This is a genomic window from Pseudomonadota bacterium (genome assembly GCA_016927275.1).
Lineage (GTDB): Bacteria > UBA10199 > UBA10199 > 2-02-FULL-44-16 > JAAZCA01 > JAFGMW01.
The window spans coordinates 1-26,658 of record JAFGMW010000005.1 but is presented as its reverse complement, the minus strand read 5'-3'; the positions used below and the strand labels follow the sequence as shown (position 1 = coordinate 26,658).

The 26,658-nt window shown below is 63.7% G+C and carries 21 protein-coding genes; 14 read left to right on the top strand and 7 right to left on the bottom strand.

Annotated features, from left to right (window positions below):
- Positions 1 to 89 precede the first annotated feature (89 nt).
- Positions 90 to 512, bottom strand: a complete 423-nt coding sequence (locus JXA24_00285; GenBank protein MBN1282197.1) for a response regulator — start codon at positions 510 to 512, stop codon at positions 90 to 92.
- A 418-nt stretch (positions 513 to 930) separates the two neighbouring features.
- On the opposite strand from JXA24_00285, the gene JXA24_00280 reads away from it, so the two are divergent.
- Positions 931 to 2,091, top strand: a complete 1,161-nt coding sequence (locus JXA24_00280) for an outer membrane beta-barrel protein (protein ID MBN1282196.1) — start codon at positions 931 to 933, stop codon at positions 2,089 to 2,091.
- 458 nt (positions 2,092 to 2,549) lie between these two features.
- Here the strand turns inward: JXA24_00280 and JXA24_00275 are convergent, their stop codons facing one another.
- Positions 2,550 to 3,491 carry a radical SAM protein gene (locus tag JXA24_00275; GenBank protein ID MBN1282195.1) on the bottom strand — a complete coding sequence of 314 codons (942 nt, stop codon included), beginning with the start codon at positions 3,489 to 3,491 and terminating at the stop codon, positions 2,550 to 2,552.
- 142 nt (positions 3,492 to 3,633) lie between these two features.
- On the opposite strand from JXA24_00275, the gene JXA24_00270 reads away from it, so the two are divergent.
- Together JXA24_00270 and JXA24_00265 are read left to right on the top strand one after the other, a co-directional pair.
- Entirely contained in the window at positions 3,634 to 4,614 is a 981-nt protein-coding gene (locus tag JXA24_00270; protein ID MBN1282194.1) for a CDP-alcohol phosphatidyltransferase family protein, read from the top strand.
- Positions 4,568 to 5,173, top strand: coding sequence for a MarR family transcriptional regulator (locus tag JXA24_00265; GenBank protein ID MBN1282193.1), 606 nt, complete (start codon positions 4,568 to 4,570; stop codon positions 5,171 to 5,173). Before JXA24_00270 ends, JXA24_00265 begins: the two co-directional genes overlap by 47 nt.
- 213 nt (positions 5,174 to 5,386) lie before the next feature.
- On the opposite strand, the gene bamA is transcribed toward JXA24_00265, so the two are convergent.
- From bamA to JXA24_00240, 5 genes are all read right to left on the bottom strand, one after another.
- Entirely contained in the window at positions 5,387 to 8,062 is a 2,676-nt protein-coding gene (gene bamA / locus JXA24_00260; protein ID MBN1282192.1) for an outer membrane protein assembly factor BamA, read from the bottom strand.
- 37 nt (positions 8,063 to 8,099) lie between these two features.
- Positions 8,100 to 11,291, bottom strand: a complete 3,192-nt coding sequence (locus tag JXA24_00255; GenBank protein ID MBN1282191.1) for a translocation/assembly module TamB domain-containing protein — start codon at positions 11,289 to 11,291, stop codon at positions 8,100 to 8,102.
- An 18-nt stretch (positions 11,292 to 11,309) separates the two neighbouring features.
- Entirely contained in the window at positions 11,310 to 12,698 is a 1,389-nt protein-coding gene (locus JXA24_00250) for a hypothetical protein (protein MBN1282190.1), read from the bottom strand.
- Positions 12,699 to 12,842: 144 nt separating this feature from the next.
- Entirely contained in the window at positions 12,843 to 14,000 is a 1,158-nt protein-coding gene (locus JXA24_00245) for a beta-lactamase family protein (protein MBN1282189.1), read from the bottom strand.
- Entirely contained in the window at positions 13,997 to 14,911 is a 915-nt protein-coding gene (locus tag JXA24_00240) for an LD-carboxypeptidase (protein ID MBN1282188.1), read from the bottom strand. The genes JXA24_00245 and JXA24_00240 overlap by 4 nt, the downstream gene beginning before the upstream one ends.
- Positions 14,912 to 15,009: 98 nt before the next feature.
- On the opposite strand from JXA24_00240, the gene JXA24_00235 reads away from it, so the two are divergent.
- The 11 genes from JXA24_00235 to JXA24_00185 form a co-directional block, all read left to right on the top strand.
- Positions 15,010 to 15,861: a CPBP family intramembrane metalloprotease gene (locus JXA24_00235; GenBank protein ID MBN1282187.1), complete on the top strand. Its 852-nt coding sequence runs from the start codon at positions 15,010 to 15,012 to the stop codon at positions 15,859 to 15,861.
- 347 nt (positions 15,862 to 16,208) lie between these two features.
- Entirely contained in the window at positions 16,209 to 16,649 is a 441-nt protein-coding gene (mraZ, locus tag JXA24_00230) for a division/cell wall cluster transcriptional repressor MraZ (protein MBN1282186.1), read from the top strand.
- Positions 16,650 to 16,670: 21 nt separating this feature from the next.
- Positions 16,671 to 17,024 (top strand): STAS domain-containing protein, encoded by a 354-nt coding sequence (locus tag JXA24_00225; protein MBN1282185.1) that lies wholly within the window; start codon positions 16,671 to 16,673, stop codon positions 17,022 to 17,024.
- Positions 17,025 to 17,074: 50 nt separating this feature from the next.
- Complete coding sequence (gene rsmH / locus JXA24_00220; GenBank protein MBN1282184.1) at positions 17,075 to 17,932, top strand: 16S rRNA (cytosine(1402)-N(4))-methyltransferase RsmH; 858 nt, start codon at positions 17,075 to 17,077, stop codon at positions 17,930 to 17,932.
- A complete protein-coding gene (ftsL, locus tag JXA24_00215) occupies positions 17,933 to 18,334 on the top strand; it encodes a cell division protein FtsL (protein ID MBN1282183.1) in 402 nt (133 codons plus the stop codon).
- A complete protein-coding gene (locus JXA24_00210) occupies positions 18,312 to 20,327 on the top strand; it encodes a transpeptidase family protein (GenBank protein ID MBN1282182.1) in 2,016 nt (671 codons plus the stop codon). Before ftsL ends, JXA24_00210 begins: the two co-directional genes overlap by 23 nt.
- Positions 20,328 to 20,342: 15 nt before the next feature.
- On the top strand, positions 20,343 to 21,851 hold the full coding sequence (locus JXA24_00205; protein ID MBN1282181.1) for a UDP-N-acetylmuramoyl-L-alanyl-D-glutamate--2,6-diaminopimelate ligase: 1,509 nt from the start codon (positions 20,343 to 20,345) through the stop codon (positions 21,849 to 21,851).
- Positions 21,848 to 23,233, top strand: coding sequence for a UDP-N-acetylmuramoyl-tripeptide--D-alanyl-D-alanine ligase (locus JXA24_00200; GenBank protein MBN1282180.1), 1,386 nt, complete (start codon positions 21,848 to 21,850; stop codon positions 23,231 to 23,233). The genes JXA24_00205 and JXA24_00200 overlap by 4 nt, the downstream gene beginning before the upstream one ends.
- A gap of 80 nt (positions 23,234 to 23,313) precedes the next feature.
- Positions 23,314 to 24,390 (top strand): phospho-N-acetylmuramoyl-pentapeptide-transferase, encoded by a 1,077-nt coding sequence (locus JXA24_00195; GenBank protein ID MBN1282179.1) that lies wholly within the window; start codon positions 23,314 to 23,316, stop codon positions 24,388 to 24,390.
- A gap of 29 nt (positions 24,391 to 24,419) precedes the next feature.
- A complete protein-coding gene (murD, locus tag JXA24_00190; protein MBN1282178.1) occupies positions 24,420 to 25,823 on the top strand; it encodes a UDP-N-acetylmuramoyl-L-alanine--D-glutamate ligase in 1,404 nt (467 codons plus the stop codon).
- An 8-nt stretch (positions 25,824 to 25,831) separates the two neighbouring features.
- The coding region (locus JXA24_00185) for an FtsW/RodA/SpoVE family cell cycle protein (protein ID MBN1282177.1) at positions 25,832 to 26,658 on the top strand (827 nt) is incomplete at its 3' end.

Genomic DNA, 26,658 nt, shown 5'->3' with positions numbered 1-26,658 from the left:
TTATTTGGAATTTGGGATTTGGTGCTTGGAATTTGTCGAATGGGGGTGATCCGACGACAGCCTGCCTGCCGGCAGGGACCCGAGGCAGGTTATGACCTACCTATCTCTTTCTCGAAATCGGCCTTCTTCTTCTTGTCGAGCATGTGCTCGATCTTGCGGGCGAGGGTGCGAAGATGGAACGGCTTGGAGACGTAGTCGTCCGCGCCGTGGGTGAGCCCCTCGATGCGGTCCGACTGCGCGTCGCGCGCGGAGACGATGAGAACCATGATGTCGCTGGTCGCAGGATCGGACTTGAGGCGGTTGCACAGCTCTATCCCGGAGACCTTGGGCATCATTATGTCCAGGAGGATGAGATCCGGCCTCTTCCCACGGATGGACTCAATTGCCTCGGCGGCGCTGTAGGCGCTCTCCACCTCGTACCCCTCGTTTGAAAGCAACTTTCCCAGGACCGCGTGGATCTCCGGCTCATCGTCCACGACCAGCACCCTGGCCTTGCTCTGATTTATCTCCATGATATTATTCAATTAATTGACATAGGCCAGTCCAGTCAAGGGAAAAAGGGCCATATAAGCTGTTTTCTTGTGCGTGCGGCGTATAAAATCTAAAAACTCTTATTTAACATATATTTTCTCTTGCGGGTCTAAAGTGCTTTCTTTAAAATCCAAGGTAGATGCTCATCATGTCGACCCGTGCTGGGCCGCATTGTTTCAGGACTCGGGTTGACAGGGGGAAATCGAAAAGCTAGACGGGTTGTTCCAAAACTTGAGAACCCAAGCGGAAATCCAGGCCAGGAAAGGGGGTGCACTCTCCGAACGGCCACTCCGCGGGAAGACACATACATCGTACGGCATCTGTGCTCGGCAGTTCATTCCGGGGGGAGGGAATGATCCCTGTCCTCGGAGGCGAAAATCGGAAAAGGAGAGTAACAACATGAAAAAACTGTTTACCATTGCCCTGGCGATCGGCCTCTTCGCGTTTGTAGCGAACGCCTCCGCACAGGAGAAGTACGTAGCAGGCGGCTTCGAGATGGCAGGCCACATCATGGCGGGCGGCGGCTACCAGCACCACAACAACAAGGCCACGACATACGGCACCTTCGACGGCGACATCGCCTACACGAGCGGCCCGATGGGCAAGTACATGAATACGCCCGGCGTCATCCCGGCCCCCAGCGAAGATTATCTCTCGTTCTTCGTCGACGAAGTAGAGCTCGACATCATGAAGAGCTTTGGCGAGAACGTGAGGCTGCGCGCTGATCTGGACTTCGCGCGCGTGAATTCGGGCGGTGCGGGAATGGCAGGGTTCGTGCTCGAGCAGGCCTACGCCACGGCGAACATCCCGGTCGGCAACGGCATCGAGTTCCTGCTCGGCCGCTTCAACACCCCGATCGGCTTCGAGGCGGTCGATGTGATCGACAACGACACGATCTCGAAGTCGGTGATCTCCACCGGCCTGCGCTCCACGAACACGACCGGTCTGAAGATCTACTACGCGTTCAGCGACCTGGTTGACTTCCACTTCTACATCGTCAACACGCTGACGCAGGACAGCGACATCAAGGTCAACGATGTCCCGTCGTTCGGTATGCGCCTCGGCTTCAACTGGGGCGAAGAGGGTTCAGAGAGCACGTTCGGCATCAGCGGCCAGTTCGGTCCGGAGACGCGCCTGAGCAACAAGCACTTCACGTACCTGGGCGACCTGGATCTGAGCTGGTGGATCACCGAGGCGTTCAACCTGGGCGTCGAGGGCATCTTCCGCCGCGACAACGCGTTCGGCGGCAGCAACACCGAGTACATGGGCGGCCTCTTGAACCTCAAGTACGTGTTCAGCGATGTGTGGGACGGAACGCTCCGCTACGTGTTCGCGAAGCAGTTTGATCCGGGCAACCTCGCTGTTTCACTGCCCCTCACGCCTGCCAACCTGACGGGCGCCGAGCAGTCGATGCATCAGATCACGCTGGCGATCAACTACGCGATCGCCGACGGCGCGAAGTTCCGCGTCGAGCCGAGGTTCGACATCGTCAATCCGGCCGGCGGTGGCAACACCGAGTACGTGTTCGGCGGCGCGCTGGCGTTCGGCTATGAGTTCTAAATCCTGAGCTCATAGGAGTAAGGCAGCAAACGGAAGCCCCGGGATTTCTCCCGGGGCTTCTTTTTTATGGCTGAATCGCGCAAGCGGAACGGATCGACGCGCTCTTCTCGCTACGCTCGTCGCCTCAGGCGCCGGCTCCTCGCTGGGCCACGTCGGCCGGATCATGACAGGCTACGGCACCCGGCCTCCGTGAGCCCCGCTGCGAAGAGCGCGTCGATCCGTTCCGCAAGATTCGTATTATTCTTTATGCCGTCGTGCGGGAAGGACCTCTTCGCAGCTGCATTAAAGGGGCGTTCTGAGCGGAGTGTATGAGGAAGTGAAAAATCGGACCGGCTTCGTGGTTTTGGGGCCTGACAGGCAGGAAGACACCAAATCCACAGAAGCCAGCCGATTTTTCACGACGAGTAACGGAGCGAAGGCCCCAGCAGCCAGAAGAGGTCTGGCGCACGACGGCATAACTATATATTGCGATTCCTGATGTCGCGGAAGATTTCACGAAGGAGGTTCGAGGGTTTCTTCCAGGCCCTGAGGGAAAACGGGACGATGCAGCCGCAGCGGTCGCAGTCGGCATTGGGGCCGATGACGCACGGCTTCTTCACGTTGCCCCACGCGTCGAACGCGGTGCCGTTTTTCACGAAGACGCAGTTGGGGCCCACGCAGCTCGACTTGTTCTCCAGCCGCATGAGGTCGAAGGTGCCGGGGGGGCCGCCGATGAAGGAGCCATAGGTGTCCCTGAGGGCCTCGAGCCTGTCGATGATCTCGTGCCGCTCCGGGAACGTGATCCACATCCCCTCCTCCACCCCCCTGACCGGGGTCATGAAGTCGAAGAGCACGTGGCGGATGTGGGGTATCTCTCTCAACTCGGAGAGGATCCGCTCGATCGATCCTGCGTTCGAGCGGTTCAGGCAGCAGGCGACCGCGATGTTGAGACCCTCGCAGCGGCCGTCGCGGATGTTTTTCATGATCCTGTCGTAGCAGCCCTCGCCGCGTATGTAGTCGTGCTGTTCGCGCGTGCCGTCGATCGAGACGTGGAATTCCACGTCCGGCCACTCCGGCAGCGGAAGCGTCCCGTTCGTGACCACGCGGTTGGCGCGGAAGAGGCCCTTCCCGCGCTCGATCAGCTCGCGCCTGAGAAGCGGTTCCCCGCCCACCCAGGTGCAGGAGAAGAACGCGCCGCGGCCTGCCTGCATCCTCTCGATTCGCGCCAGCCACTCGTCGACCGAGAGCTCGGGGCCCCGATCCTGGTCATAGGAGAAGTAGTAGCAATGCCTGCAGCGCAGGTTGCATCTGTTTGTGACGTCGATCGAGCAGAAGGTGTTGCGGGGCAGCGGCACCACGGTGAGCGCGAGCTTGGGCAGGACCTTTCCCCTCCAGAACCTGTGTTTGGGCTTGTCTGACATGGGCCCTGCTCTCTAGCGCGCCAACCGCCTGATTGGCAAGGGAAATCATAGCATTGCATCGCTTGACTTTGAGCGGAAAATGTACGACCAATGCAGGCTCAAAACCTCAATAATTCAGCTAATTAGAGGGACAAAGGCGCATATGTCCTTGCTAGGCATAAACCCGATCTGGATAACGCTGGGCCCGATACTGGCCATAAACGTCGCCCTGCTCGTTTCCTACCTCACCTATCAGCTCTGGGGGCGCAAGCGGATTGCGCGCACCTTCGAGGGCACCAAGAACGACCCGTCGAAGTTCCTCTCCAGCGGGACGAGGGAGTGGTGGTTCTGGACCACCGACCCGATCGTGAGGCTGTTCGTGAGGCTCAGGATGGGCCCGAACACGATCACGATGCTGGGCTTTCTCTTCTCGTGCGCGGCCGCATACCTCTTCGCGCGCGGCTGGTTCGGCTACGCCGGATGGGTGATGATATTCGGCGCCACCTTCGACATGTTCGACGGCAGGGTCGCCAGGCTCACGGGCCGGACCTCCCGCTCCGGGGCATTCTTCGACGCGGCAATGGACCGCTTCGGCGAGGGCGCCTGCTTCATGGGGCTTGGCTACTTCTTCAGGAACTCCTTCATGCTGCCCATCACCATCGCCGCGATGATCGGCTCCCAGATGGTGAGCTACACGAGGGCCCGCGGCGAGGGCATGGGCATAGACTGCAGGGTCGGCATGATGCAGAGGCCGGAGCGCATCGTCTACCTCGGGGTGGCGGCGGTCTGCGATCCGCTGATGACCATGGCGCTGCACAGGTGGTGGTCCAGCCCGGCCCCCGTCCTGATGATCATGGCGATCCTCTTCGTGGCCGGCATGACGATATTCACGGCGGTCCAGCGCATGGTCTACATCATGAACGCGCTGGACAACCAGGACCGCAAGGGCAGGGAGTCGATCCCCCAGCTGATCACGAAGCTCTCGACCCCCGAGGGCCGCGAGGAGCTGTGGGGCAGGTACGGGTCCGAGCGCGGCCGGGCGTCCTTCCGTCACGACGGCGCCCCAGCGGGCGGCGCAGGGCTCTCCAGAGGTGAAGATGGTGTCGAAGCCGACGAAGAGAGACGCAGGCGACAGGCTCCTTGACGAGGCGATGGAGACCTTCATGCAGGGCGCCGGCAAGATATCCAGCGCCCTTCTCGGCATGATCAACCGCGTGGGGGGGCAGATATACGCCCTGCTCTTTCTCTCCGAGGAGCCGCTCTCCCTCGACGAGATAGGCTCGAGGCTCGGCGTCTCCAAGAGCAACATCTCGATAAACATCCGCATGCTCGAGGAGTACGGCCTGGTCCGCAAGGTCTGGGTCAAGGGTTCGCGAAAGGACTACTACGCCGCCGAGCGCACATACCCCAAGAAGGTGATCACCGGTTTCCTGGAGAAGATAATGGGGACGCTCACCGACGCCATCACGACGATCGAGCGCACCCGCGCCAAGGTCACCGAGGCGAAGGTCACGCTGCCGAAGGAGGAACGCCGCCGCGCCGAGTTCATGCTGGGACAGCTGGAGATGATCGGGCTCTTCTACTACGCGGCCAACAAGTTCTTCGACGATTTCTTCTCGGGCAAGCCGATCAACATGGAGCTGCTGCAGCGCCTGATCCTCAATCCGGAAAACCTGCAGAAATCAAAGGCTCGTGTTTCATAGCGGAGTCCGGAGTCTTCTCTCATCCGCTGGCGCACTTCGCTCGCTTCTCGTCGTCAAAAGGTCGTTGGCGTCGCGCGGCTTGGATGTCTTCCTCGCGTCAGCCTCCAAGCCGTGACGCCAATCGACCTTTTGATCTCCTCGTACGCTCGTCTCGTAGGCGCGCCTTGATGCTCCCTCGAGAAGACTCCGGACTCCGCTATGGCAGGGCATCTATCAGAACAGGTATCCGAAGGTAAGGTGGAAATGGCCGCGCGACTCGCCCGGTTTTCGGTCCAGCTTGAATCCGTAGTCGGCGCGGATCGGCCCGACCGGTGTGTTGTAGCGGAGTCCCACGCCCGCGGAGCGCCGCACCGTGGTGTCCCATCCCACTTCTGAGAACTCGTTGGTCAGGCTGCCCATGTCGAAGAACGCCGCGGCGCTGAAGCTCTTGAAGAAGAGATACCTCAGCTCCTCGTTGAATATCCAGCGGGCCCTCGATCCTGTGGCCTTGCCTGCGGCGTCCACCGGGCCCAGGGACTGGTACGAGAAGCCGCGGATCGTGTCGTCGCCGCCCATGAACAGCAGCTCGTTCGTCGGCACGCTCACGTTGCTGCCGATGGTGAGGATACGGTCGAGCCTGAGAGACGTCGAGAATACCAGCCTTGAGAAGAAGCCGTAGTCGAGCTCGCCCTTGAGTTTGAAGCGGACGAAGTTGGCATCGTTTCCCTTGATCTCGTTGAATATGTCCACGCCGGCTATGGTGTATATCCCCCTCGTCGGATAGGAGAAGCTGTCGCGCGTGTCGAAGCTCTGGGTCAGCGATATCTTGGATATGGTGTTGTCCCTGAGGCTGTCCGCGTCTGCGGCGGTGGAGTCCCCCTCCACGAAGTAATTGCGGTCGAGCTCCCACTGGAAATAGAAGGCGAGCCGGCGCAGCCTGCGCGCCCAGCCTAGGGTGCCGGCCATCTGCGTGTAGGCGTAGGCCGGGGCCTTCTTGTACTGGATCCAGGCGCCGCCGGTCATCTCGAAGCTGCTGCCGAAGAAGCGGGGGTCGTACCAGCCGATCTCGGCCTTCGAAAGGTTCACGCCGGCCATGAGCTTGAGCGTGTTGGTCTTGGCCCAGCCGAAGGCGTTTATGTTCCTGAAGATGAGCTGCCCGGTGAGCGATTCGTCCGTCGAGTAGTTGAGGCCGAGGTCGATCATGAACGGCCTCTGCTCCTCGACCCTCACCTTGACGTGCACGATGTCCTGCTTCTCGGCGACGCCGACGGTCTCCAGGCTCACGTAGGAGAAAGGCCCGAGCCTGCGTATGTTGAGCTGGCTGTCTATGAGTTTCTTCTCGCTGAACGGGTCGCCTTCCTTGAGTTCCATCGCCCCCATTATCGCGCGCTGGCTCGTGAGCACGTCCCCCACGATGAGGACCCTCCCGATCTTCACCGCATGGCCCTCGCTTATATGGTAGGAGACCGTGGCCATGTCGTCCGGGCCGGTCGAGAACTCCTGCACCACCTCGACGTAGGGGTGGCCGTTGTTCCTGTAGAACGAGATGAGCCTCAGGCGGTCGTCCTCGAGGCCTGGGGCGTTGAGAGGATGGCCCGGCCTGATCTTCAGAGCCTTCTCGAGCCTGGCGGCGTCGAACGAGTCGTTGCCTGTGAAGTCGATCGCCCCGACCGTGGTCCTTTGGCCCTCGTCGATCGGGATGGTCACGTCGAGCGCGTACCCCTGCGGCGTGGTCTCCACCTGCCACTGCCCCACCTCGGCGTCCAGATACCCCTCCCTCGAAAGGGCGGCCTTGATCGCCCTCTCGTCGTCTATCACGTACTCGGGGAAGTAGGTGCCGCGATGGCCGATGGCCATGCGCCTGTTCTTCATGTTCTTGGAGAGCTTGCCCGAGCCCACGTCCCTGTTGCCGCGGAACCTGAGCTGCTTGATCCTCTGCGAGCGGCCCTCGTCGATATGGAATTCGACGATCAGTTCGTCGGCCGAGACGTCGGTCTTTTTCCAGTTCACCTTTGCGTCGGGGTAGCCGCGCCCCCTCAGGAACTTCCTTATCGCCTCCGCGCTGGCCTCCATCTCGAACTCGTCTATGGAGCCGAACCTGAAGATCGTGAGCTGCTTTCTCAGCGTGCCCCTGCTCGTGTGCTGGGCGCCTGTGAAGCGTATGTCGACGTGAGGCCCCTCGCTCACCTTGAGACGGAGGTCCACGCTCCCGGAGTCGAGATCCACCGTCTTGTCGGCGACCCTTATCCTGGCCCTCGGGTATCCGCGGGAATAGTACGCGTTGCGGAGTTTCTCGATCGAGGCGCGGAGCCTGGACTCCGAGTACTGCTTCCAGGTGTTCAGCGCCGACGCGAAGCGGCTGTCCGGGAAGGCGGTGTTCCCCTCCACGACGATGTTCCTGTAGCGGAGCGAGGCACCCCTGCTTATCTTGAACACGAGGTCGACCCCGTTGACCTCGGGGTTCTCCTCCTGCCCCACGAACACCTCTGTGCCCACGTAGCCCTGCCTCGCGTAGAACTCCTTGATGCGGCCGATCTGCTCGTCGACCCGCTCCGGCGTGTAGATGTCGCCCGCGTGCAGCGTGAGGTATTTGCGCACCTTGTTCTCGACGAACGGGTAGTTCCCGCTGACCTCGATCGCCGAGACGATGGTCGCCTCCCTCACTGAGAATACTATCTCCACGCCCTCGGGAGTCATGGTCGGGCTCGCCGATATCTCGTCGAATACGCTCCAGGCGCGAAGATACCTTATGGAGCGGTCGATCACGGCCAGGGAGAACTCTTCGTCCGGCTCGATGTCTATGACGTCGCGGACCTTGTCCTCCGAAATGGTCTCGAGCCCGTTTATGACCACCGAGGAGATCTGTTCGGCCGCGGCGATGCCAGGCGCGATCATCAGGGCCGCCGCCATGGCGAATGCTGTCTTCCGGGGAAGTCCCACGCCTCTCCTATCTCAGCCTGAATCTGAGTATCCCGCTCAGATCGTACGTAGAATCGGTGGACTGCGACCCCTTGATCAGGAGATTGTCGGTGATCTGGTACTCCGCCGAGAAGGTCTGGACGGCGTTGTCGGTGCCTATGTCCGTCGAGAAACCGACGGTCAACCTGTCCGACAGCCTCTTGCCCACGTTGAGCCTCTGCACTCCGATGGAGCCGGCGTCGGCGGCCTCGAGCCTGAACACGTCGAGCCTTGTGAATTTCTGAACAGGTCTCTCGATGACGCTGGTGATCGACTGGGCGATCATGGCGGAGGAGAGCCCCTCCCTCTGCGTGGCGATGCGCTCCTGCTCGGTCATCCCGAAGAGGATTAGCGACACCACGTCGCGCTTCTCGAGCGGCCCGGAGGGCGACGTGGCGGACAGATCCAGCGCCAGGTTGTCGACGGGGCCGTGGAGCACAAGGCTCACGTTGTATGCGTCGATCTCCTTCTCCGCATAGACCTCGATGTAGGGCGATCGCAGATCTCCCCTGAACTCCACGAACCCCCTCGTTATGTCGAACTTGAGGCCCAGGTAGTGCACCGATCCGCCGGTGGCGTTTATCGAGCCTGCGAACGCCGGCCTCGACCGCGTGCCGGAGAGTGCCATGTTCACGTTGAGCCATATGTCGCCGACGTTGTTTCTGATCTCCATGTCGCCGGAGTTCCTGACGGAGAGCGAGAGCCTCGGGTCGAAATCGAGAGCCTCGGCGCGGGCCGGCTCCGGCGCCTTCCCGCCCCCTGCCATGGCCTCGAAGATCATGAAGTCCTTGGTGTATCTGCCATCCTGGATTACGACCTCGCCGGAGAGCGTGGGGTTCGGGAACCTTCCGGCGAGGGAGAGGGCGCCCTCGAACTCCAGCATCAGATAGCCGTCCTCAGATCGCCACGTCATGCCCTTGGCGGTGAGCGTGAGGTCGGACTGGGCGGGCCTGAACCCCTGGTGGTCGAGCCAGCCTGAGAGCTTCATCGATCCTTCGTCCATCTTTGCAGAGATGCCGTCGAGGCGGACGCGCTGCCCTTCGAGGCGCACCGATCCGGAGAGCTCCTGCAGCTCCAGCCTGGGGCTCCTCAGGAGCACCGAGTTCTTCCTGAAGGTGACGGTGCCGTGAAACCTGGGGTCGCTCCCGCTGCCGCGCGCCGAGAGGTCCACGTCGATGGGCCCTTCGCCGCGGTACAGCGAGGGGGTGAGCTTAGAGAGGGTGGCCGCGTCCAGCGAGCCCGCCACCGATATGTCCATGGGCCCGTCGGAGACGAACCTGCCCCTCGCGACGAGCCTCTCTTCGCCCGGGCCGGTCCAGCTCATTTCGGTGAAGGTCCAGGTCTTTGAATCGTAGGCGTACGCCGAGTCGACGGAGAGCCCCTGGATCGGCTCCCCGTGCAGGCGCATCCTGCCGGGGAGGAGATCTGCGACCAGCCCCCCTGCCAGCTTCGAGCGCGGCGAGCCCTGCAGCGCGACCTCCATGTCGCTGAAGTCGATCCTCTCGCGCGATATTCCGAGCCGGACCGAAGCGTGCTCGAAAGGGATCGAGCGCCACGCCCCGTCCCTGGCGGTGATGACAGCGACGCCCCGGAAGTCGGTGTGAGGGCCTCTGATCTCGACCGTGCCGTCCGCGGTCCCGCTGAGCCCGAGTTCGCGCATCGGCCTCTCGAGAGGCATGTCGGCGGCGCTCGCCTCGAAGTCGATGTCCTTCCTGCGGTGGCCGTCGGCCATCTTCGCGCCGAACCTGACGGTAAGGTCCGATGTGCCCGTCCGCCTCTGCCCGGAGAAGATCGCGTTTCGCATGGAGAGCTCGTCGTAGGTGATGTCGAGCTCGGTCTCGACCCGATCGGCGAAGATCGGCTTCCACCCTCCGTCCGTCGTGGTGCCCTTTATCCCGATGCGGAACCCCTTGCCCCAGCCGCCGGCGCGCGCCTCGAAGTCGGTCGCGCCGAATATTTTTTTCAGGTGCTCGTTGCCGAAATTCTCGAACACCCGCTCGACGGGGAAGCGGGACCCGCTCGCGGTCAGGTCCATGGACTTGCCGGCGACGTCGACCGATCCGCCCAGGGCGATATCGTTCGCCGCGACCCTGGCCCTTCCGGCCGATATCGTTATCCTGCCGCCGCTCCAGTCGAAGGCGCAGTCGAGCGACGCCGGGTGATCGGGGGCCGCAGCGAATCGGTGCGTGAGCGAAGCAAAACCCGAGCCTTTGGATTTCAGCGGAGAGAACCCGGTCCCCTTGAGCCCGATGGCCCCGCTCAGCCCGCCGGCGGTCTCAAACACCCTGGGCTCTATGCCGAAGCTGGGTATGGAGATCGGGCTTGGCATCCTGATCTCGAGGTCGAACGACTCGTCGGAGGTGTCGGCCGCGAGCCTGCCGGCGAGCCTCCTCCCCTGAATCTGGATGGAGAAATCCCCTGCCTCTATCTTTCCGTCCTCGAAGGTGAGGCCTGCCTCTATCTCCTCCGCGGAGATATGGCTCGTCGAAAGGTCGCGCACATTGAGCTGACCGCTGAAGGAGTTGACGTAGGGGAACTCGTTGCTCCATCGCGAGAGGCGCGTGGAGGTCTTGAGCGACGCCGACCCGGCGGCGACCAGCCTCCTGTCGTCCCTGCCGAGCACCACGCCGTCGGCCCGCACCGCGAGCCTCGCGTCGCCGAGCATGCTGGGCACGAGCGATGCATGCAGCTCGTCGATCACCATCTCGGCCTTGTCGGCAATGGACACCGTGACCCCGAAGGCCCCGGCGTCCAGCACCTCGATGTGCCTGAGCAGCATGAGCCTTGCGGTGTCGAGCCTCTTGTGCGGGCCTCCGGCTGCCGGCCCGGCGGGACCGGGAATCTCAATCCTCAGGTCCCTTATTGTCAGCTCGTCCACGACCAGCTTCCCGCGAACGAGGCCGAGCATCGCGTAGTCGATCCTTACGCTGCCGGCGAAGGCGCGCTTGCCGCTCTTTTTGTCGAGGAACGATACGGAGTCCAGCGAGATCTCTCCCTGGACAGGGCTCCATTTGAACGATCCCGCCTGGATCTCGACGCGTCCGCCGGCGTTTACGACGGCCAGGGCATGGGCGAGCGTCTCAGGGCGGTTCGCGAGCCAGGCACACGCGCCCGCGAAGCCGGACAGCAGGGCCATCAGGCCTATGAGCCTTCTGAATTTGTGGGTCTTCCTTATCGTCATCGGCTCCCCGCCGGCCGATCAGCCGCGCTTTGCCTCGAGCGCGGCCAGGAGCTTCTTGACTATGTCCCCGAAGCTGCCGTTCGACATCACGAGCAGCACGTCGCCTTTCTCCGCGCCGCGCGCCACGAATTCCACCATGTGATCCACCTCTTCGATGTGATGGGAGTCCACGCCGCGGCGCATGAGCAGCGAGGCCGCCTCGTCAGGGTTGAACCGCTCCTCCGCCGGTATGGCGTCGGCCCTGTAGGGGCTGGCCAGTATCACCCTGTCCGCCCCGGCCAGCGCATCGACGAACTCCCTCTGAAATATGTTTCTTCGAGAGGTGTTGGACCTGGGCTCGAAGATCGCCCAGATGCGCGCGCCTGGGAACCGTTCCCTCGTCCCTGCGATGGTCTTGGCCACCGCGGTCGGGTGGTGTGCGAAGTCGTCTATGACCGAAATGCCCCCCGCTTCGCCCGCCAGCTCCTGCCTGCGCCTCACCCCCTTGAACCCGGCCAGGCCCGCGGCCAGCCTCTTCGGGTCGATGCCCGATTCGAGGAGCATAGCCAGCACCCCCGCCGCGTTCTCAAGGTTGTAATCCCCCCAGAGGGGGAGCAGGAACTCGCATCCTGCCATCACGAAGGAGGTGCCCTCTGCGGAGGCCTTTATCCGCTCGGGCCTGTAGTCCGCCTCCCCGGCGGCGGCGTAGGTGACTATGCGGGCCTGGGATTTGAAGGCGGCCTTGAGCGCCAGAGGGTCCGACGCGTTGGCGACGACGAGTCCGTCCGGCGGGACGATCTGCGCAAGCCTCTCGAACGAAGAGAACATGTGGTCAAGGTCGCGGTAGATGTCCGCATGGTCGAACTCGATCGACGTGATGAGCAGCGCCTGCGGCATGTAGTGGAGAAACTTCGGCCCCTTGTCGAAGAACGCCGAATCGTACTCGTCCCCCTCCACCACGAAGAGATGGCCGTGCCCGGGCGAGAAGCCCTTGCCGAAGTTGTTGCCGATCCCGCCTATGAGGAAGCCGGGCGATTCCCCCGCTGCCTCCAGGAGCCATGCGGCCAGGTTCGACGAGGTGGTCTTGCCGTGCGTCCCGGCTATCACTATGGGGGTGCGTCCCGCCAGGAAGAGCTTCGCCAGGGCCGAGGGCATGGAGTGATATGGCAGGTCGCGGCGCATGACCTCCTGGGCCTCGGGGTTGTCGCGACGGATCACGTTCCCGATCACGACCATCTGAGGGTCTGCGGCGGCGATGTTCTCCGGCTTGTATCCCTTGAAAGGCCTGATCCCGAGCGATGCGAGCTGATCGCTCATCGGAGGATAGATCGCCTCGTCGGTGCCGCTGACCTTGTGCCCGGACTCGACGAGAAGCCCCGCCAGGGCCGCCATCCCGGTGCCGCCTATGCCTAACATGTGTATCTTCATAGGTTATTGTTCACACACCTCTCCCATTCTAACATATTGAACTATCTGAACTTTTTACGATACGCATGTTCAAAACGCAAGTGAAATCGAGGCGTTGCGCGGACCTGCCGCCCCTCGGAACGAAATATCCCGATTCGCGACCGGCTAGGCGATGAGCTCGTCGTAGATCAAATCGTGGATCGCGGGCCTGAAGGCGGTGATCATCTGGTTTGTGGAGGTCGGATGGATGCGGTTGGTGAGCAGCACGATCCAGTAATAGCGGCTCAGGTCGATCCAGATGGAGCAGCCGGTGTAGCCCAGGTGTCCGATCGAGTTGGCGGAGAAGCGATGCCCCGATGCGGAGTTTCTCAGCGACGGCCTGTTCCACCCGGCGACGAACTGCTCTCCGGCGGGCTTTCGCTTGCCCTCCTTGATGAACTGCCGGAGCATCTCCGGATCGAACCATCGCGATTCGCCCCTGTAGCAGCGAACGAGATCAAGGGCGAAGCGGTGTATGTCCTCAGCGGTCGAGAAGAGCCCGGCGTGGCCGGCGACGCCGCCGAGCGCGAAGGCGTTCTGATCGTGCACCTCGCCGTGCACCACCCTCTCGCGCCATGGGCAGTCCTCCGTCGGTGCGAAGCGCCGGTGCTCGCCCGGCCTTCGAACCGGCCTCTCGTCGGGCGCGCCGTACTTTGGAGTGGGCACGTGCTGGTCGGCCCTGGTCTTTGTCCTTCGCGACGACGTGGGCATCTCTCCGCTTACGCGCACGAAGAAGGTGTCGGCAAGGCCGAGAGGCTCCGCTATTCTCTTCGCGAAGAGCCGGTCCAGCGGCTCCCCGGCCGCGTGATGCAGTATCTCGCCGAGAAGGATGTAGCCGATGTCGCTGTAGATGGTGTTCGACCCGGGCTCTGCCACAGGCTCCTCGGCGTAGCAATCCTCGAGGATCATGCTGCGGCCTTCCTCGGTCCCGATGAGAGACATCGGGATGACCCTGTAGAACGGCTGCCACGCCGGCAGCCCGCTCACGTGGTCCATGAGGTGGGCCACGGTCATCTGCCTGTGCGCGGATTGTCTGGCGCCCGGCAGCCACTGATAGACCGTGTCGTCGAGCTTGAGAAGCCCGTCCGCGGCCAGCATCATCGTGAGGGTTGCGGTGGCGATCGGCTTGGTGAGCGATGCGATGTCGAAGCAGGTGCACTCCCTGGCCAGGCCGAAGCGGCCGCTGTAGAGGACCTCTCCCTCCTTCGCCACGAGTACGTCCGCGGCGGGGAATACGCCGTCCGAGATGGCGTGTCTGAAGGCCGAGTCTATGCGCCTGGTCATGGGAGGAGCGCCTCCGTGAACGTTATCTTCGGTGCGCCCTCGGCCGGGGCGTCGATCTCGACCTCGACGCCCAGCGGGAGTGTCACGAATTCGTCCGAATGGCCGGCCGGGAACTGATCCACGACGGGGCCCTTGAAGTCGGCCAGGACGTCCATGAACATCGCCTCCATGTCGTGTCTCTCCCCATCTGGCGGGATGATGTTGCCGATCAGAAGCGCCCGCGCCCTTGAGAGGGCGCCGCTGGCCCGAAGCTGCGTGAGCATCCTGTCGAGGACGTAGATCTTCTCCCCCGTGTCCTCGATGAAGAGCACCGCACCCTCGGTGTCCATCTCGTATGGGGTGCCGATGCTGGAGTTGATTAGCGTGAGGCAGCCCCCCACGAGGCGGCCCGAGGCGCGGCCCGGCTTCATCACATTGGCCCCGGCGGCGGAGATTTCCCCGATGGGGGAGTGCGAGGTCAGGGCTCGCAGCAGCGATTCCATCGTCACGTGGGAGCGGTCCCTCCCTAGCTGCGTGACGACCGGGCCGTAGAGAGTGGGGATGTGCGCGCTCTGCCTGAGAAAGGTCAGCAGCGCAGTGATGTCCGAGAACCCGACCACCGGTTTGGGGCGCGCGGCGATCGCAGCTGCGTCCAGCAACGGGATCACCCGCTGGCTGCCGTATCCGCCGCGGGCGAACATGACGGCGGCGATCCCGTCGTCGGCGAAGAGCTCCATCAGCTCGTCCGCCCTGCGCTGCTCGGTGCCGGCGAAATAGCGGTTCTGGTCGAATATGTCTTTTCTGAAGCGCGCCTCGAAGCCCAGAGACTCGATGGCCCTGACCCCCTTCTGAAAGAGGCCCTTGTCGAACGGGCTGGACGGCGCCGCTATCCCTATGGTGTCGCCCCGCCTGAGTGCCCGCGCCCGCTTCATGGCGCAAAACCTAGGTCGTTTTGGATCGGATGCCAAGTGCATATTGCGGCCCTTAGGCTTGACAGCTGTTATACTTGAACTTAACTTGAGCCCCTCTGATGAAGGAAAAACTCATCAACTCAGGATGGGCGAGGGCGATGTCGGGGCCCGGCGGCGCGGCGACGCCGGCGCTGGTTTTCCTGGCGGCCGCCCTCGTGATGCTCCTGCAGATCCCGGCGAACCTCGTCGTGCGCGCCGGGTGGGTCTCGGCGGGAGTCCTGCTCAACGAGGTCGTAGCGGTGGCCGGCGTGCCGCTCTTTCTCGTCTATCTGTTCAGGCTCGACGCATCGAGGATCTCTCCGGCCGGCCGGGTCGGCGCATCGATGTACGCGCTGCTGGCGATCTTCATGCTCGGCTCGGTGATCCTCCTCGACTACGCCACCGTGCTTTCGGAGACGGTATTCCCACTTCCGGACGAGATCGAGCGGGCGCTCGAAAGGCTCATGGAGGCGAAGACCCCGGGCGCGGTCGCATGGAAACTCTTCCTGCTGTGCCTTGTGCCGGCGGTCTGCGAGGAGCTCTTCTTCCGGGGATTCTGCCAGGGATCGCTGTCCTCGAGGTGGGGGAGCGCCTGGGCGATCGCCGCTGCGTCGGCGCTCTTCGCGCTCATGCACGGCAACCCGTATCACGCGCATCTCTATTTCCTTTTGGGCGCGCTGTTCGGCTGGGTGTTCTACGCCACGGCCTCGCTCTGGGCGGCCGCGTTCTGTCACGCGTTCAACAACTCCTGGACCTTCTTGAACCACGTGAGGGGGTTTGAATTTCCGCTCGGCGGTCCGTGGTATCTCATCGACATCGCGATCGCCGCAGCCGCAGCGGCAGCGGTGGTCGTGTGCGGCCGTGCCATCCTCAGGAGGGGACGTGCTGCTCGATCCTCTGCAAAGCGTTTTCCAGCCTTGTTTTCTCGTTGATTATCCCCGGAAAAGTTGATTTGATGCCTCTTCCACGGCTTTATAACGCGGAGAATCAGGCCAGATGGACGTCTCTGGCAAGGCAGATATTCAAAAGTTCTTTGAAAAAATAGACATTATTAATCAATGAGTTATTCCCATACTCTATACATTACTTTTATCAGTCATCCCAACAATTGGATTTAAAGACTCTTTTTTATCCGACACGATTTTTCGATTTAGCTCAAAAAACCCTGTTTTTTCAAGGTATTACAGAGCAAAAAATCTTGACTGCCTTTGCCTTTTGTCGCTATTTTCCCAATAAGTGGGGATAGGTGGGATGAATTCCTAAATCATGGGAATAGCGCATGTTTCGTGGGATATATAACCATCAGCTCGACGCCAAGGGGAGGCTCTCCGTACCCTCCAAGTTCAGGGAGATCCTCTCCTCGAGCTTCGACGAGAGGCTGATCATCACAAATTTCGACGAGTGCCTGTGGGCCTATCCCGTGGCCGAGTGGCAGGCGCTGGAGAAGAAGGTCTCCGAGCTCCCGCAGTTCTCCGATGCGGTGAAGGCGCTGCAGAGGATCTTCATATCGGCAGCAGCGGAGTGTCCGATCGACGGGCAGGGCAGGATCCTCATCCCGCCCTCGCTGCGCACCTACGCCGGATTCTCAAAGGACGTGGTGATCGTGGGCATGACCCGCAAGATAGAGATCTGGGCCGAGGATCGCTGGGAGGAGGCGTTCCGGATCGCGAAGGTGAAGATCGATTCCATGGGTGAGAAGCTCGCCGAGCTGGGGCTCTAGCCGGGCTCAAGGGGAATGCAGATGTTCGAGGTCAGTCGAGTTCACGACATATCGGTGGTCGGGGTGAGGGGCGAGCTGTCGCGCCGCAACGGGCACGTCCTCGACGAGGTCCTCTCTTCGCTGTCGAAATGCGATCAGCACAACGTCGTTCTCAACTTCGAGGGGCTCAGGCACCTCGACTACCGGCTTGTCCAGCGCATAGCGGAGAGGATCATAGAGTTCCAGTGCGACGGCGGCGACCTGAAGATGGCGGCGGCCAGCGGTTACGTGCGGAACATCCTCGAGGCCATGGGGCTGAGCGAGGAGATCTACTCCTCGGTGGAGGAGGCGCTGCTCGCCTTCGTCGGGGACGCCCCGGACGGAGACCTGCAATGACCGACCGCGCGTCCTCCCCTTCGCGCGAAAGAGGCTTCCATATCCCGGTGATGGCGGATCGGGCGCTCGGGCTTCTGGCCCTCTCCCCGGGATCGGTGGCGGTGGACGCCACCCTCGGCGGCGGCGGCCATGCGGCGCTCATGCTCCAGGCGGTCTCCCCGGGCGGGGTCCTCGTGGGCATCGACCGGGACGAGAGCGCGATAGAGGAAGCGAGCGCCAGGCTCTCGTCGATGCCCGGCGACTCAAGGATCGTGAAGGCTAGGATGAGCGAGATAGCCGATGTCCTCGAGGGGCTGGGCCTCGACGGCGCGGACGGGGTGATCGCGGACCTCGGCGTCTCCAGCCGTCATCTCGACGACGGCGAGAGGGGGTTCTCGTTCATGAGGGACGGCCCGCTCGACATGAGGATGGACCGCGAATGCGAACTGACCGCCGCCGATCTCATAAGGGGATCGAGCGCGGCGGAGCTCGAGAGGGTCATAAGGGAATACGGCGAGGAGCGCTTCGCTGGCAGGATCGCGAGGTCGATCGCCGGGCGCTCGGACATCGACACCACGGCGAAGCTGGCCGATGCGGTGCAAAGGGCGATGCCGTTCCGGAGGCGGGGAAGGATACACCCCGCGACGCGCACTTTCCAGGCGCTGAGGATAGCGGTGAACGACGAGATCGGCGAGCTCGAAAAGTTTCTCGAGGCTGCGCCTTTGGTGCTCAAGCCCGGCGGGAGGCTCGTGGTGATGAGCTACCACTCGCTCGAGGACAGGCTGGTGAAGCACCGCTTCCGCAGGCTCGCCGCGTCGGGCCGCTTCGAGCTCCTCTCGAAGAGGGCGCTCGCGCCGGAGGACGATGAGACGGATCAGAATCCAAGGGCCAGGAGCGCCAAGCTCAGGGCGATCAGGAGGGCGGGCTAGATGAGCAGGGTCCTTGCGATGCCGATGATGAGCTCGGTCCGCGGCCAGCCTATAGCCGACAAGGCCGCGGTCGCGAGCCGCAGGTATCTCAGGCAGGTTTTCTCGCTGCTGGCTGTAGTGATGCTGGTGGCGCTGCTGTTCGTGTGGACCAGGATACAGGTGATCCAGCTGGGCTACGAGGTGAGCAGGATACGCAGCGAGGTGACGGAGCTCGGGCGCCAGCGCGACATGCTCCAGGCCGAGATAGGTGAGCTGAGGGCGCCCGACAGGCTGTCGAGAATAGCCAGCGAGCGGTTCGGCATGAGGCTGCCCATGGGCGACGAGGTGGTGCTGCTCAGGAGGGCCGGCGGAACAGGCGATGCCGACAGACGGGGTGATGATGCCGAGGTTTCGAAGCGCTGACAGGGGGCGGGACAGGGAGGCGAGCGGCGTCGGGCGGCTCTACATCGTCGGCGCGTTCTTCGCGCTCTGTTTCGCCCTGCTCGCGAGCAGGGCGGTCGCATTTCATCTCAAGGACAACCGGCAGCTGGAGAAGGTTGCGCTGAGGCAGTACAGGACCGCGGTGATGGAAAACAGCATGAGGGGAAAGATCGTCGACGCCGAGGGAAGGGATCTGGCCATCGACGTCACAGCCGACTCCATCTTCGCCAATCCGAGGGAGATAGAGAACGCGGCGGAGGCATCGGCCAGGCTGGCGGGCGTGCTCTCCCTGGACCGCAAGAGGCTCCTCGAGAGGCTCTCCTCCAGGCGAAAATTCGTCTGGGTCAAGCGGTGGGCGACCCCCGAGGAGACCGCCCTCGTGAAGGAGGCGGGCATCGGGGGGGTATATTCGATGAAGGAGGGACGCCGCTCGTATCCGAACGGTACCGTGGGAGCGAATCTCCTCGGTGCGGTGGGCCTCGACGGCGAGCCGCTGGGCGGGGTCGAGCTGTACTACGACGATTCGCTGGCCATGCGCTCCAGGACCGAGGACCTTCGCCGCGACGCCAGGGGGCACCTCTACCTCTCGCCCACAGGAGGCGAGGAGCGCTTTGACAGGCGCAGCGTGAGGCTCACCATCGACAAGACGATGCAGTACATATCGGACTCGGAGCTTGAATCGGGAGTGAGGGGCGCGAACGCCAAGGGCGGCGATGTGGTGGTGGTAGACGTGAGGACGGGCAGGATACTCGCCATGTCCGGCCACCCCACGTTCGACCCGAACGAGTACTCGAAGTATCCGCTCTCCTCCTGGCGCAACGGCGCGGTTGTCGACCCGAAGGAGCCGGGTTCCACTTTCAAGGTGATAGTCGTCGCCGCGGCGCTCGACAGCGGACTCGTCTCCCCGGAGGACGTCCTGGACTGCGAGGGGGGAAAGATAGGCATAGGCAAGCACGTCATCAGGGACGCGCACCCCTACCGCATGCTCTCGGTCGCCGAGATAATAAAGCTCTCCAGCAACATCGGGGCTTACAAGGTGAGCCAGAGGTTGGGGAGGCAGCGCGTCTACGAGTCCATAAGGAGCTTCGGCTTCGGGAAAAAGAGCGGCATCGATCTGCCCGGCGAGACCGCCGGCATATTGAGCAGCTACAAGGAGTGGTCGCCGGTCCAGGACGCAACGGTCGCCTTCGGCCAGGGGATATCGGTCACGCCGCTGCAGATGGCCATGGCATTCGCGGCGATAGCCAACGGCGGGAATCTCATGAGGCCCTACGTGGTGGAGCGCATAGAGGCCGGCGACGGCACAGCGATCATGGAGAGGAGGCCCGAGGTGGTGTCGCAGCCGATAAGGCCGGAGACGGCGCGGACCATGATCAGGCTTCTCGAGGCGGTGGTCGAGGAGAAAGGCACCGGGACTCTCGCCTCCAGCATAGACTACAGGGTCGCGGGAAAGACCGGCACCGCGCAGAAGGTGGATTTCCGCTCAGGCGTCTACGCGAAGGGGCGCTACTACTCGTCGTTCGTGGGTTTCGCGCCGGTCGAGGACCCCCGCATCGCGGTATTCGTGGGGATAGACGAGCCGCACGGGCAGTATTACGGCGGCCAGGTCGCGGCCCCGGTCTTTCGAAGGATAGTGGAGAAGGTGCTGCGCTACATGAAGGTCCCTGCCGGGAAGGCAGGCGCCGTGCCGATGATCACGGCAGACGTGCAGCCCGCCGCCCATTCGGCGGAGGACGTCCCTGCGATCGTGTCCGACGGCGATGAAGCGCAGCAGGTGGTGAGGCGGGACGAGGAGTCGTGGGTGCTCCCCGACTTCAGGGGCATGACCATGCGCGGCGTGCTCGCGGCGGCGGGCGACGCCTTCATAGAGTGGAATTTCCACGGCAGCGGGATCGCCGTGAGGCAATGGCCCGAGCCGGGGAGCGCGCTGGCCTCCGGCGGGGTGTGCAGGGTCGAATTCAGGCCGCTGATGTGAGCGGCGGGCGGACGCATGAGGCTTTGTGAACTCATAGAGGGCGTGGAGGTGCTGGGCTCGTCGGGCCGGCTCGGCGTCGAGGTGCGCGATCTCGCCTGCGATGCGGGCATGGTCGGGCCGGGCTCCTGTTTCTTCGCCCTGAGGGGCGCGCGCCGCGACGGGCACGATTTCGTCGCGGAAGCAGTTTCGCGCGGCGCCGCGGCGGTCGTGAGCGAGCGCCCGATCGAGGCCGGCGCCGCGGCGGCCAACGTGCAGGTGCGCAATTCCCGCAGAGCGCTCGGGCTGATGTCGTCGCGCATGCTCGGCGAGCCGTCACGCGCTATGACGATCGTCGGGGTGACAGGCACCAACGGGAAGACCACGACCACCTATCTGCTGGAGTCGATATTCAGTGCCGCCGGCAGGAGGCCGGGCGTGATCGGCACGGTCGAGTACCGCTTCGCCGGGAGCAGGGAGCCGGCGCCGCACACGACTCCGCTCGGGCTCGATCTGCAGAGGCTCCTGGCCAGGATGAGGGACGCCGGATGCGACAGCTGCGCGATGGAGGTGAGCTCCCATGCCCTCGAGCAGGAGAGGGTCGCGGGGTGCGCCTTCGACGCGGGAGTGTTCACGAACCTCACTCCAGAGCACCTCGACTATCACGTGGGGATGGACGCCTACTTCGCCGCGAAGGCGCTTCTCTTCGAGAGGGTGCTGGCCGAAGGGGGCAAGGGACGCGCCTTTGCCGCGATAAACTCCGATGCGGAGCACGGCCCCAGGATGGCCGCGTGCTCCTCGGTCCCGGTCCTGCTCTACGGCCTTGGGGACAGGGCCGACGTGAGGGGGTCCTGCCTGAACCTCTCCGCGTCCGGGATCTCGATGAGGATATCCACCCCTTCCGGGGCGATCGACTGCGCCTCCCCGCTCCGCGGCAGCTTCAACGCGCAGAACATACTCGCCGCTGCCGCGGCCGCGATCGGCCTCGGGATGGCGCCCGAGGCGATCGCCAGGGGGATCGCAGGGGTGGCCGCGGTCCCGGGCAGGTTCGAGCCGGTCGAGAACAGCCTCGGCGTGCTGGCGCTGGTGGACTACGCGCACACGCCCGACGCGCTGAAAAACGCGCTCTCGCACGCCGGGGAGATAGCGCGGGAGTCCGGCGGAAGGCTGATAGCGGTGTTCGGATGCGGCGGCGACAGGGACAGGAAGAAGAGGCCGGATATGGGCGCGGTCGCGGCCGAGCTCGCCGACGTGACGATAGTGACCAGCGACAACCCCAGGACCGAGGACCCGCGCGCCATCATAGCCGAGATAGTGCCCGGCGTGGAGAGGGCCATGAAGCGGCGCGGCGACGGGGGCGTCTACGAGGTGATAACGGACCGCCGCGAGGCGATAGGGGCGGCGGTGCGCATGGCGGCGGCGAAGGACGTGATAGTCGTCGCCGGCAAGGGCCACGAGGACTACCAGATCGTGGGCACGGCCAGGCACCGCTTCGACGACCGCGAGGAACTCGCGAGGTCGTTTGCGGAGAGGAAGGCAAGGGGATGAACTTCAGCCTCATGGACATAGCCCGGGCTGCCAAAGGAGAGGCGACGCGAGCCTCCGGCGCCCCATTCTCGTCCATCTGCATAGACACGAGGGAGCTCGCGCGCGGCGACCTCTTCATAGCCATAAAGGGCGCACACTTCGACGGCCACGACTTCGTGGGCGACGCGCTTGCGGCCGGCGCCGGCGCCGTGGTGGTCCGCAGGGGCACGAGCATCCCCGAGGGAGCGAGCGCCGTCTTCGTGGACGACACCGCGAGGGCCCTGGGCGACATCGCGGCCTGGTGGAGGGGGAGGTTCGACGTCCCGTGCGTCGCCGTCACCGGCAGCAACGGCAAGTCCACGACCAAGGAGATGGCCGCGGCGATAGCGGCCTCGAGGGGCCCGGTGCTCAAGACCGAGGGGAACTTCAACAACCTCATAGGGCTTCCGCTGACGGTCTTCCGCTGGACCGGGGAACACAGGACCTCGATACTGGAGATCGGAATGAACGCGCCCGGCGAGATAAAGCGTCTCACGGAGATCGCGAGGCCGGGCATCGGCCTCATCACCAACGTGACCGCTGCGCACCTCGAGAAGCTGCACACGGTGGAGGCGGTGGCCAGGGCGAAGGGCGAGCTCTTCGAGGCGATGGGCGGAAGGGGCGTGGCGTGCGTCAACGCGGAGGACCCGTGGGTCATGGAGGCCGCGAAGCTGCATCGCGGCGACAGGCTGACCTTCGGGATGCAGAACGACTGCGACGTGAAGTTTCTCAACATGGAGAGCAACGGCCTGGACGAGATGAGGCTCGCGGTGTCGATGCAGGGCCGTGAGCACACCGCCGTGCTGCCGGTGCCGGGCGCCCACAACGTCATGAACGCGCTTTCCGCGCTCACCATCGGTGTTGCGCTGGGCGTCCCAGACGGTGAGGCGGTCGAGAGGCTCTCTTCGTTTGCGCCCATGGCCATGCGCCTCGAGAGGACGCAGCTGGCCAACGGGGCGAGGATGGTCAACGACTCGTACAACGCCAACCCCGGCTCCATGCGCGCCGCCTTCAGGACCGTGGGGGCTGCGAAGAGGGCGGGCAGGTTCGTCGTTGCGCTTGGCGACATGCTGGAGCTGGGCGAGCAGTCGGCCGAGCTCCACCGCGAGGTGGGAAGAGCGGCCGCGGAGGCCGGGGCGGATCCGATATACGTGCTGGGCGATTTTGCCCAGGAGGTCTCCGGGGGGGCCCTGCAGGCAGGGCTGTCGGAATCGTCGCTCATCGTCTGCGACGATGCCGAGCAGATGGGGAGGCTCCTCGGGCAGGAGCTGCGCGCGGGCGACGTGCTTCTGGTCAAGGGGTCACGCGGCATGAGGATGGAGCGGGTGGTCGATCACCTGAAACAGGAGATCGGGACAGGTTGAGTGAATTCTGACCGGTGAATAGCGAATAGTCGCTTTTCACCAGTCACCAGTCACGAGTCACGAGTCACGAGTCACGGACTATGTTATATTATCTCTTATATCCGCTGCGCGAGCAGTTCATAGGCTTCAACCTCTTCCGGTACATCACGTTCCGGACGTTCATGGCCACCTTCACGGCCATGCTGATCTACTTCGTCTTCGGCAAGGCGATCATACGGTTGCTCGCGGCGAAGCAGTTCTGGCAGACGGTGCGCGACGACGGCCCTGTCACGCACATGGACAAGAGGGGCACCCCCACCATGGGTGGCCTGCTCATCTGGGCCTCGGTGTTCGCGTCGGTGTTTCTCTGGTCCAAGTTCATGGAGCCGTTCGTGCTCGCAGCGATCTTCGTCGTGGTCGCTTTCGGCATAATCGGCTTCATAGACGACTACCGCAAGGTGATCCTCAAGGACCCGAAGGGGCTCCGGGCCCGCTTCAAGTTCCCGCTGCAGATCGCGGTCGGGACCGCGGCTGTGCTGGTGCTCTTCGACGCGATAGGCCTTTCGCGCGACCTGGCGCTGCCGTTCTTCAAGGAGTTATCGCCCAACCTCGGCTGGGCTTATGTGCCGTTCGCTGCGATAGTGATAGTGGGCGCCTCGAACGCCGTGAACCTCACCGACGGCCTCGACGGCCTGGTGAGCGTTCCGTCCATAGTGGCGTTTCTGGCGTACGCGGTGCTCGCCTACATCGCGGGACATGCGGCGATAGCCAATTACCTGGCGGTGCAGTCGGTGCCGGGCGCGGGGGAACTGGCGGTGATGTGCGGGGCCGTGGTCGGCGCGTGCGTCGGTTTCCTCTGGTACAACGCCCACCCGGCCTCGATATTCATGGGCGACGTGGGCTCGCTTCCGCTGGGCGCGCTGCTGGGCTACATAGCGGTCGTCACCAAGAACGAGGTGCTGCTCGTCTTCATCGGCGGGATATTCGTCCTGGAGACGATATCGGTCATCACCCAGGTGGTCTCGTTCAAGCTGACCGGCAGGAGGGTGTTCCGCATGGCGCCGCTCCACCACCACTTCGAGCTGAAGGGCTGGAGCGAGTCGAAGGTGATAGTGAGGTTCTGGATAATAGCGATAATCCTCGCTCTGGCGTCTCTGGCGACGCTCAAGCTGCGATGATCCTCCGGACCTTTCGGAGTGAGGGATAGATGGACGATCTGAGGGAGAAAAAAGTCCTGGTCGTAGGGCTCGGCCGCTCCGGGGTGGCCGCCGCGCGCTTCCTCGCGCGGGAGGGAGCTTTCGTGACCGCGGAGGACCTAAGGCCCCGCAAGTCGATGATGGAGCTCTCCGCCGATCTCGAGCGGAACAACATCAGCCTCTCGCTAGGCAGGCACGACCCAAGGCTCGCCCTGTCCAGCGACCTCATAGTGGCCAGCCCGGGCGTCCCGCTCGATCTCGACTCCCTGAGGCTCGCCTCGGAGAGGGGCATACCGGTGGTGGGCGAGATGGAGCTTGCGGTTCGGAGGATAGCCAGGCCGGTGATCGCGGTCACGGGCACCAACGGCAAGACTACCACCACGGCGCTGATCGGGCATCTGCTCTCCTCGGCCGGCATAGAGGCGTGCGTGGCCGGCAACATCGGGACCCCGATCCTTGAGGTGGTGGAGGAGGCGAACCGCGCCCGCTTCGTGGTGCTCGAGGTGTCGAGCTTCCAGATGGACACGACGCCGTCTCTCGTTGCAGACACGTCGGTGTGGCTTAACGCGACGCGCGACCACATCGACAGGCACGGGAGCTTCGAGGCCTATGTGGCCAGCAAGGCGAAGCTGTTCTCCCAGATGAGGCCCGAGGGTTTCGGGATATACAACGCGGCCGACGGGTCGGTCTCCAGGTCGGTGGCCGACTCCCGCTGCAGGCTGGTGCCGTTCGACGCGACCGGCGGTGCGGCATCGGAGGCGCAAGGCGACGCCCGGAGCAGGGGTTGGTTCGAGGGGGGCGATCTCTGCGTTCAGGCGGAGGGGTTGGCCCTTGAGCGCTACCCCCTTTCGAAGGCGAGGCTGGCCGGAGGGCACAACCGCGAGAACATGCTGGCGGCGCTGCTCGCGGCGCGGCTGGCCGGGGCCGACCCCCGCTCCGCAGCGCAAGGGCTCGCCACCTTCGAGGGGCTCCCCCACAGGGTTCAGCTGGTGGCGGAGCACAAAGGAGTGCGCTACTACGACGACTCGAAGGGGACAAACGTGGGCGCCACCGCGCGCGCGATCGAGGGTTTCGACGAGCCGATTGTGCTCATCGCGGGCGGCCTTTCCAAGGGTTGCGACTTCTCCGAACTGGCGCCCGCCGTGCGCGGCAGGGTCAAGGAGGCGGTCCTCATAGGCGAGGCCGCGCCGGAGATGGAGCGGGCCCTTGCCCCGTGCACGAGGATCAAGAGGGCCTCCTCGATGGACGAGGCGGTGTGCGTGGCCGCAAAGGACGCGGAGCCTGGAGATGTCGTGCTGCTCTCCCCGGCGTGCGCGTCGTTCGACATGTTCCGTGATTACGCCCACAGGGGGGCGGCATTTGCGGACGCGGTCAGAAGGCTCGCGTCCGGCGGACTGGGTCAGCCAAGGAGATAGAAGGCGAGATGGGAGACCTGGACTACCAGAGGGTGCACCTGGACTCGAAGCTCCTGTTCTGCGTGATCATGCTCGTGGGCATAGGGATCACGATGAACTACAGCGCGAGCGCTGTGCTGGCCAGGGAGCGCTTCGGGGACAGCTATTTCTTCCTCAAGAGGACCGCCGCGTTTGCCGCAGTCGGATTCATCGGCATGGCTGTGGCCACCCGCTTCCCGTACGCGAGCTACAGGAGGTTCGTGTACCCCATATTGCTCGCGGCTCTGGCGCTCGTGGGCGCAGTGTTCATCCCCGGTGTCGGCAAGACGATCGGCGGCGCGACCCGCTGGGTGTCGGCGGGCCCGCTGGCCTTCCAGCCCTCGGAGGCGGCGAAGATAGCGATGATAATATTCCTCGCATATTCGCTCGAGAAGAAGTCTCAGAAGATAAAGAGCTTCGGGGTCGGGTTCCTGCCGCACATCATGTTCATGTCGCTGGTCGCCATGTGCATACTGATCCAGAAGGACTTCGGCGCGGCGGCCACCATCGCTGCGATCACATGGTTCATGATGTTCGTGGCAGGGGTGAGGCTCCCGTACCTGCTGGGCCTTGTGGCTGCGGTCGTGCCGATCGCGGCCGCCCTGGTCGCCGGCTCCGCGTACAGGCGCCGCAGGATACTCGCGTTCCTCAACCCGTGGGACGATCAGTACGGCTCCGGGTTTCAGATGATACAGTCGTTCGTGGCCATAAACGAGGGAGGCCTCTTCGGCCGCGGGCTGGGGCAGGGGCAGCAGAAGCTGTTCTACCTCCCGGAGGCGCACACCGATTTCATATTCTCGGTGCTGGGCGAGGAGCT

Excerpts from the sequence above, each read along its gene's own strand:
- JXA24_00285 (MBN1282197.1), bottom strand. The coding sequence starts at position 512 with ATGGAGATAAATCAGAGCAAGGCCAGGGTGCTGGTCGTGGACGATGAG.
- JXA24_00280 (MBN1282196.1), top strand. The coding sequence starts at position 931 with ATGAAAAAACTGTTTACCATTGCCCTGGCGATCGGCCTCTTCGCGTTT.
- JXA24_00275 (MBN1282195.1), bottom strand. The coding sequence starts at position 3,491 with ATGTCAGACAAGCCCAAACACAGGTTCTGGAGGGGAAAGGTCCTGCCC.
- JXA24_00270 (MBN1282194.1), top strand. The coding sequence starts at position 3,634 with ATGTCCTTGCTAGGCATAAACCCGATCTGGATAACGCTGGGCCCGATA.
- JXA24_00265 (MBN1282193.1), top strand. The coding sequence starts at position 4,568 with ATGGTGTCGAAGCCGACGAAGAGAGACGCAGGCGACAGGCTCCTTGAC.
- bamA (MBN1282192.1), bottom strand. The coding sequence starts at position 8,062 with ATGGCGGCGGCCCTGATGATCGCGCCTGGCATCGCCGCGGCCGAACAG.
- JXA24_00255 (MBN1282191.1), bottom strand. The coding sequence starts at position 11,291 with ATGACGATAAGGAAGACCCACAAATTCAGAAGGCTCATAGGCCTGATG.
- JXA24_00250 (MBN1282190.1), bottom strand. The coding sequence starts at position 12,698 with ATGAAGATACACATGTTAGGCATAGGCGGCACCGGGATGGCGGCCCTG.
- JXA24_00245 (MBN1282189.1), bottom strand. The coding sequence starts at position 14,000 with ATGACCAGGCGCATAGACTCGGCCTTCAGACACGCCATCTCGGACGGC.
- JXA24_00240 (MBN1282188.1), bottom strand. The coding sequence starts at position 14,911 with ATGAAGCGGGCGCGGGCACTCAGGCGGGGCGACACCATAGGGATAGCG.
- JXA24_00235 (MBN1282187.1), top strand. The coding sequence starts at position 15,010 with ATGAAGGAAAAACTCATCAACTCAGGATGGGCGAGGGCGATGTCGGGG.
- mraZ (MBN1282186.1), top strand. The coding sequence starts at position 16,209 with ATGTTTCGTGGGATATATAACCATCAGCTCGACGCCAAGGGGAGGCTC.
- JXA24_00225 (MBN1282185.1), top strand. The coding sequence starts at position 16,671 with ATGTTCGAGGTCAGTCGAGTTCACGACATATCGGTGGTCGGGGTGAGG.
- rsmH (MBN1282184.1), top strand. The coding sequence starts at position 17,075 with ATGGCGGATCGGGCGCTCGGGCTTCTGGCCCTCTCCCCGGGATCGGTG.
- ftsL (MBN1282183.1), top strand. The coding sequence starts at position 17,933 with ATGAGCAGGGTCCTTGCGATGCCGATGATGAGCTCGGTCCGCGGCCAG.
- JXA24_00210 (MBN1282182.1), top strand. The coding sequence starts at position 18,312 with ATGCCGAGGTTTCGAAGCGCTGACAGGGGGCGGGACAGGGAGGCGAGC.
- JXA24_00205 (MBN1282181.1), top strand. The coding sequence starts at position 20,343 with ATGAGGCTTTGTGAACTCATAGAGGGCGTGGAGGTGCTGGGCTCGTCG.
- JXA24_00200 (MBN1282180.1), top strand. The coding sequence starts at position 21,848 with ATGAACTTCAGCCTCATGGACATAGCCCGGGCTGCCAAAGGAGAGGCG.
- JXA24_00195 (MBN1282179.1), top strand. The coding sequence starts at position 23,314 with ATGTTATATTATCTCTTATATCCGCTGCGCGAGCAGTTCATAGGCTTC.
- murD (MBN1282178.1), top strand. The coding sequence starts at position 24,420 with ATGGACGATCTGAGGGAGAAAAAAGTCCTGGTCGTAGGGCTCGGCCGC.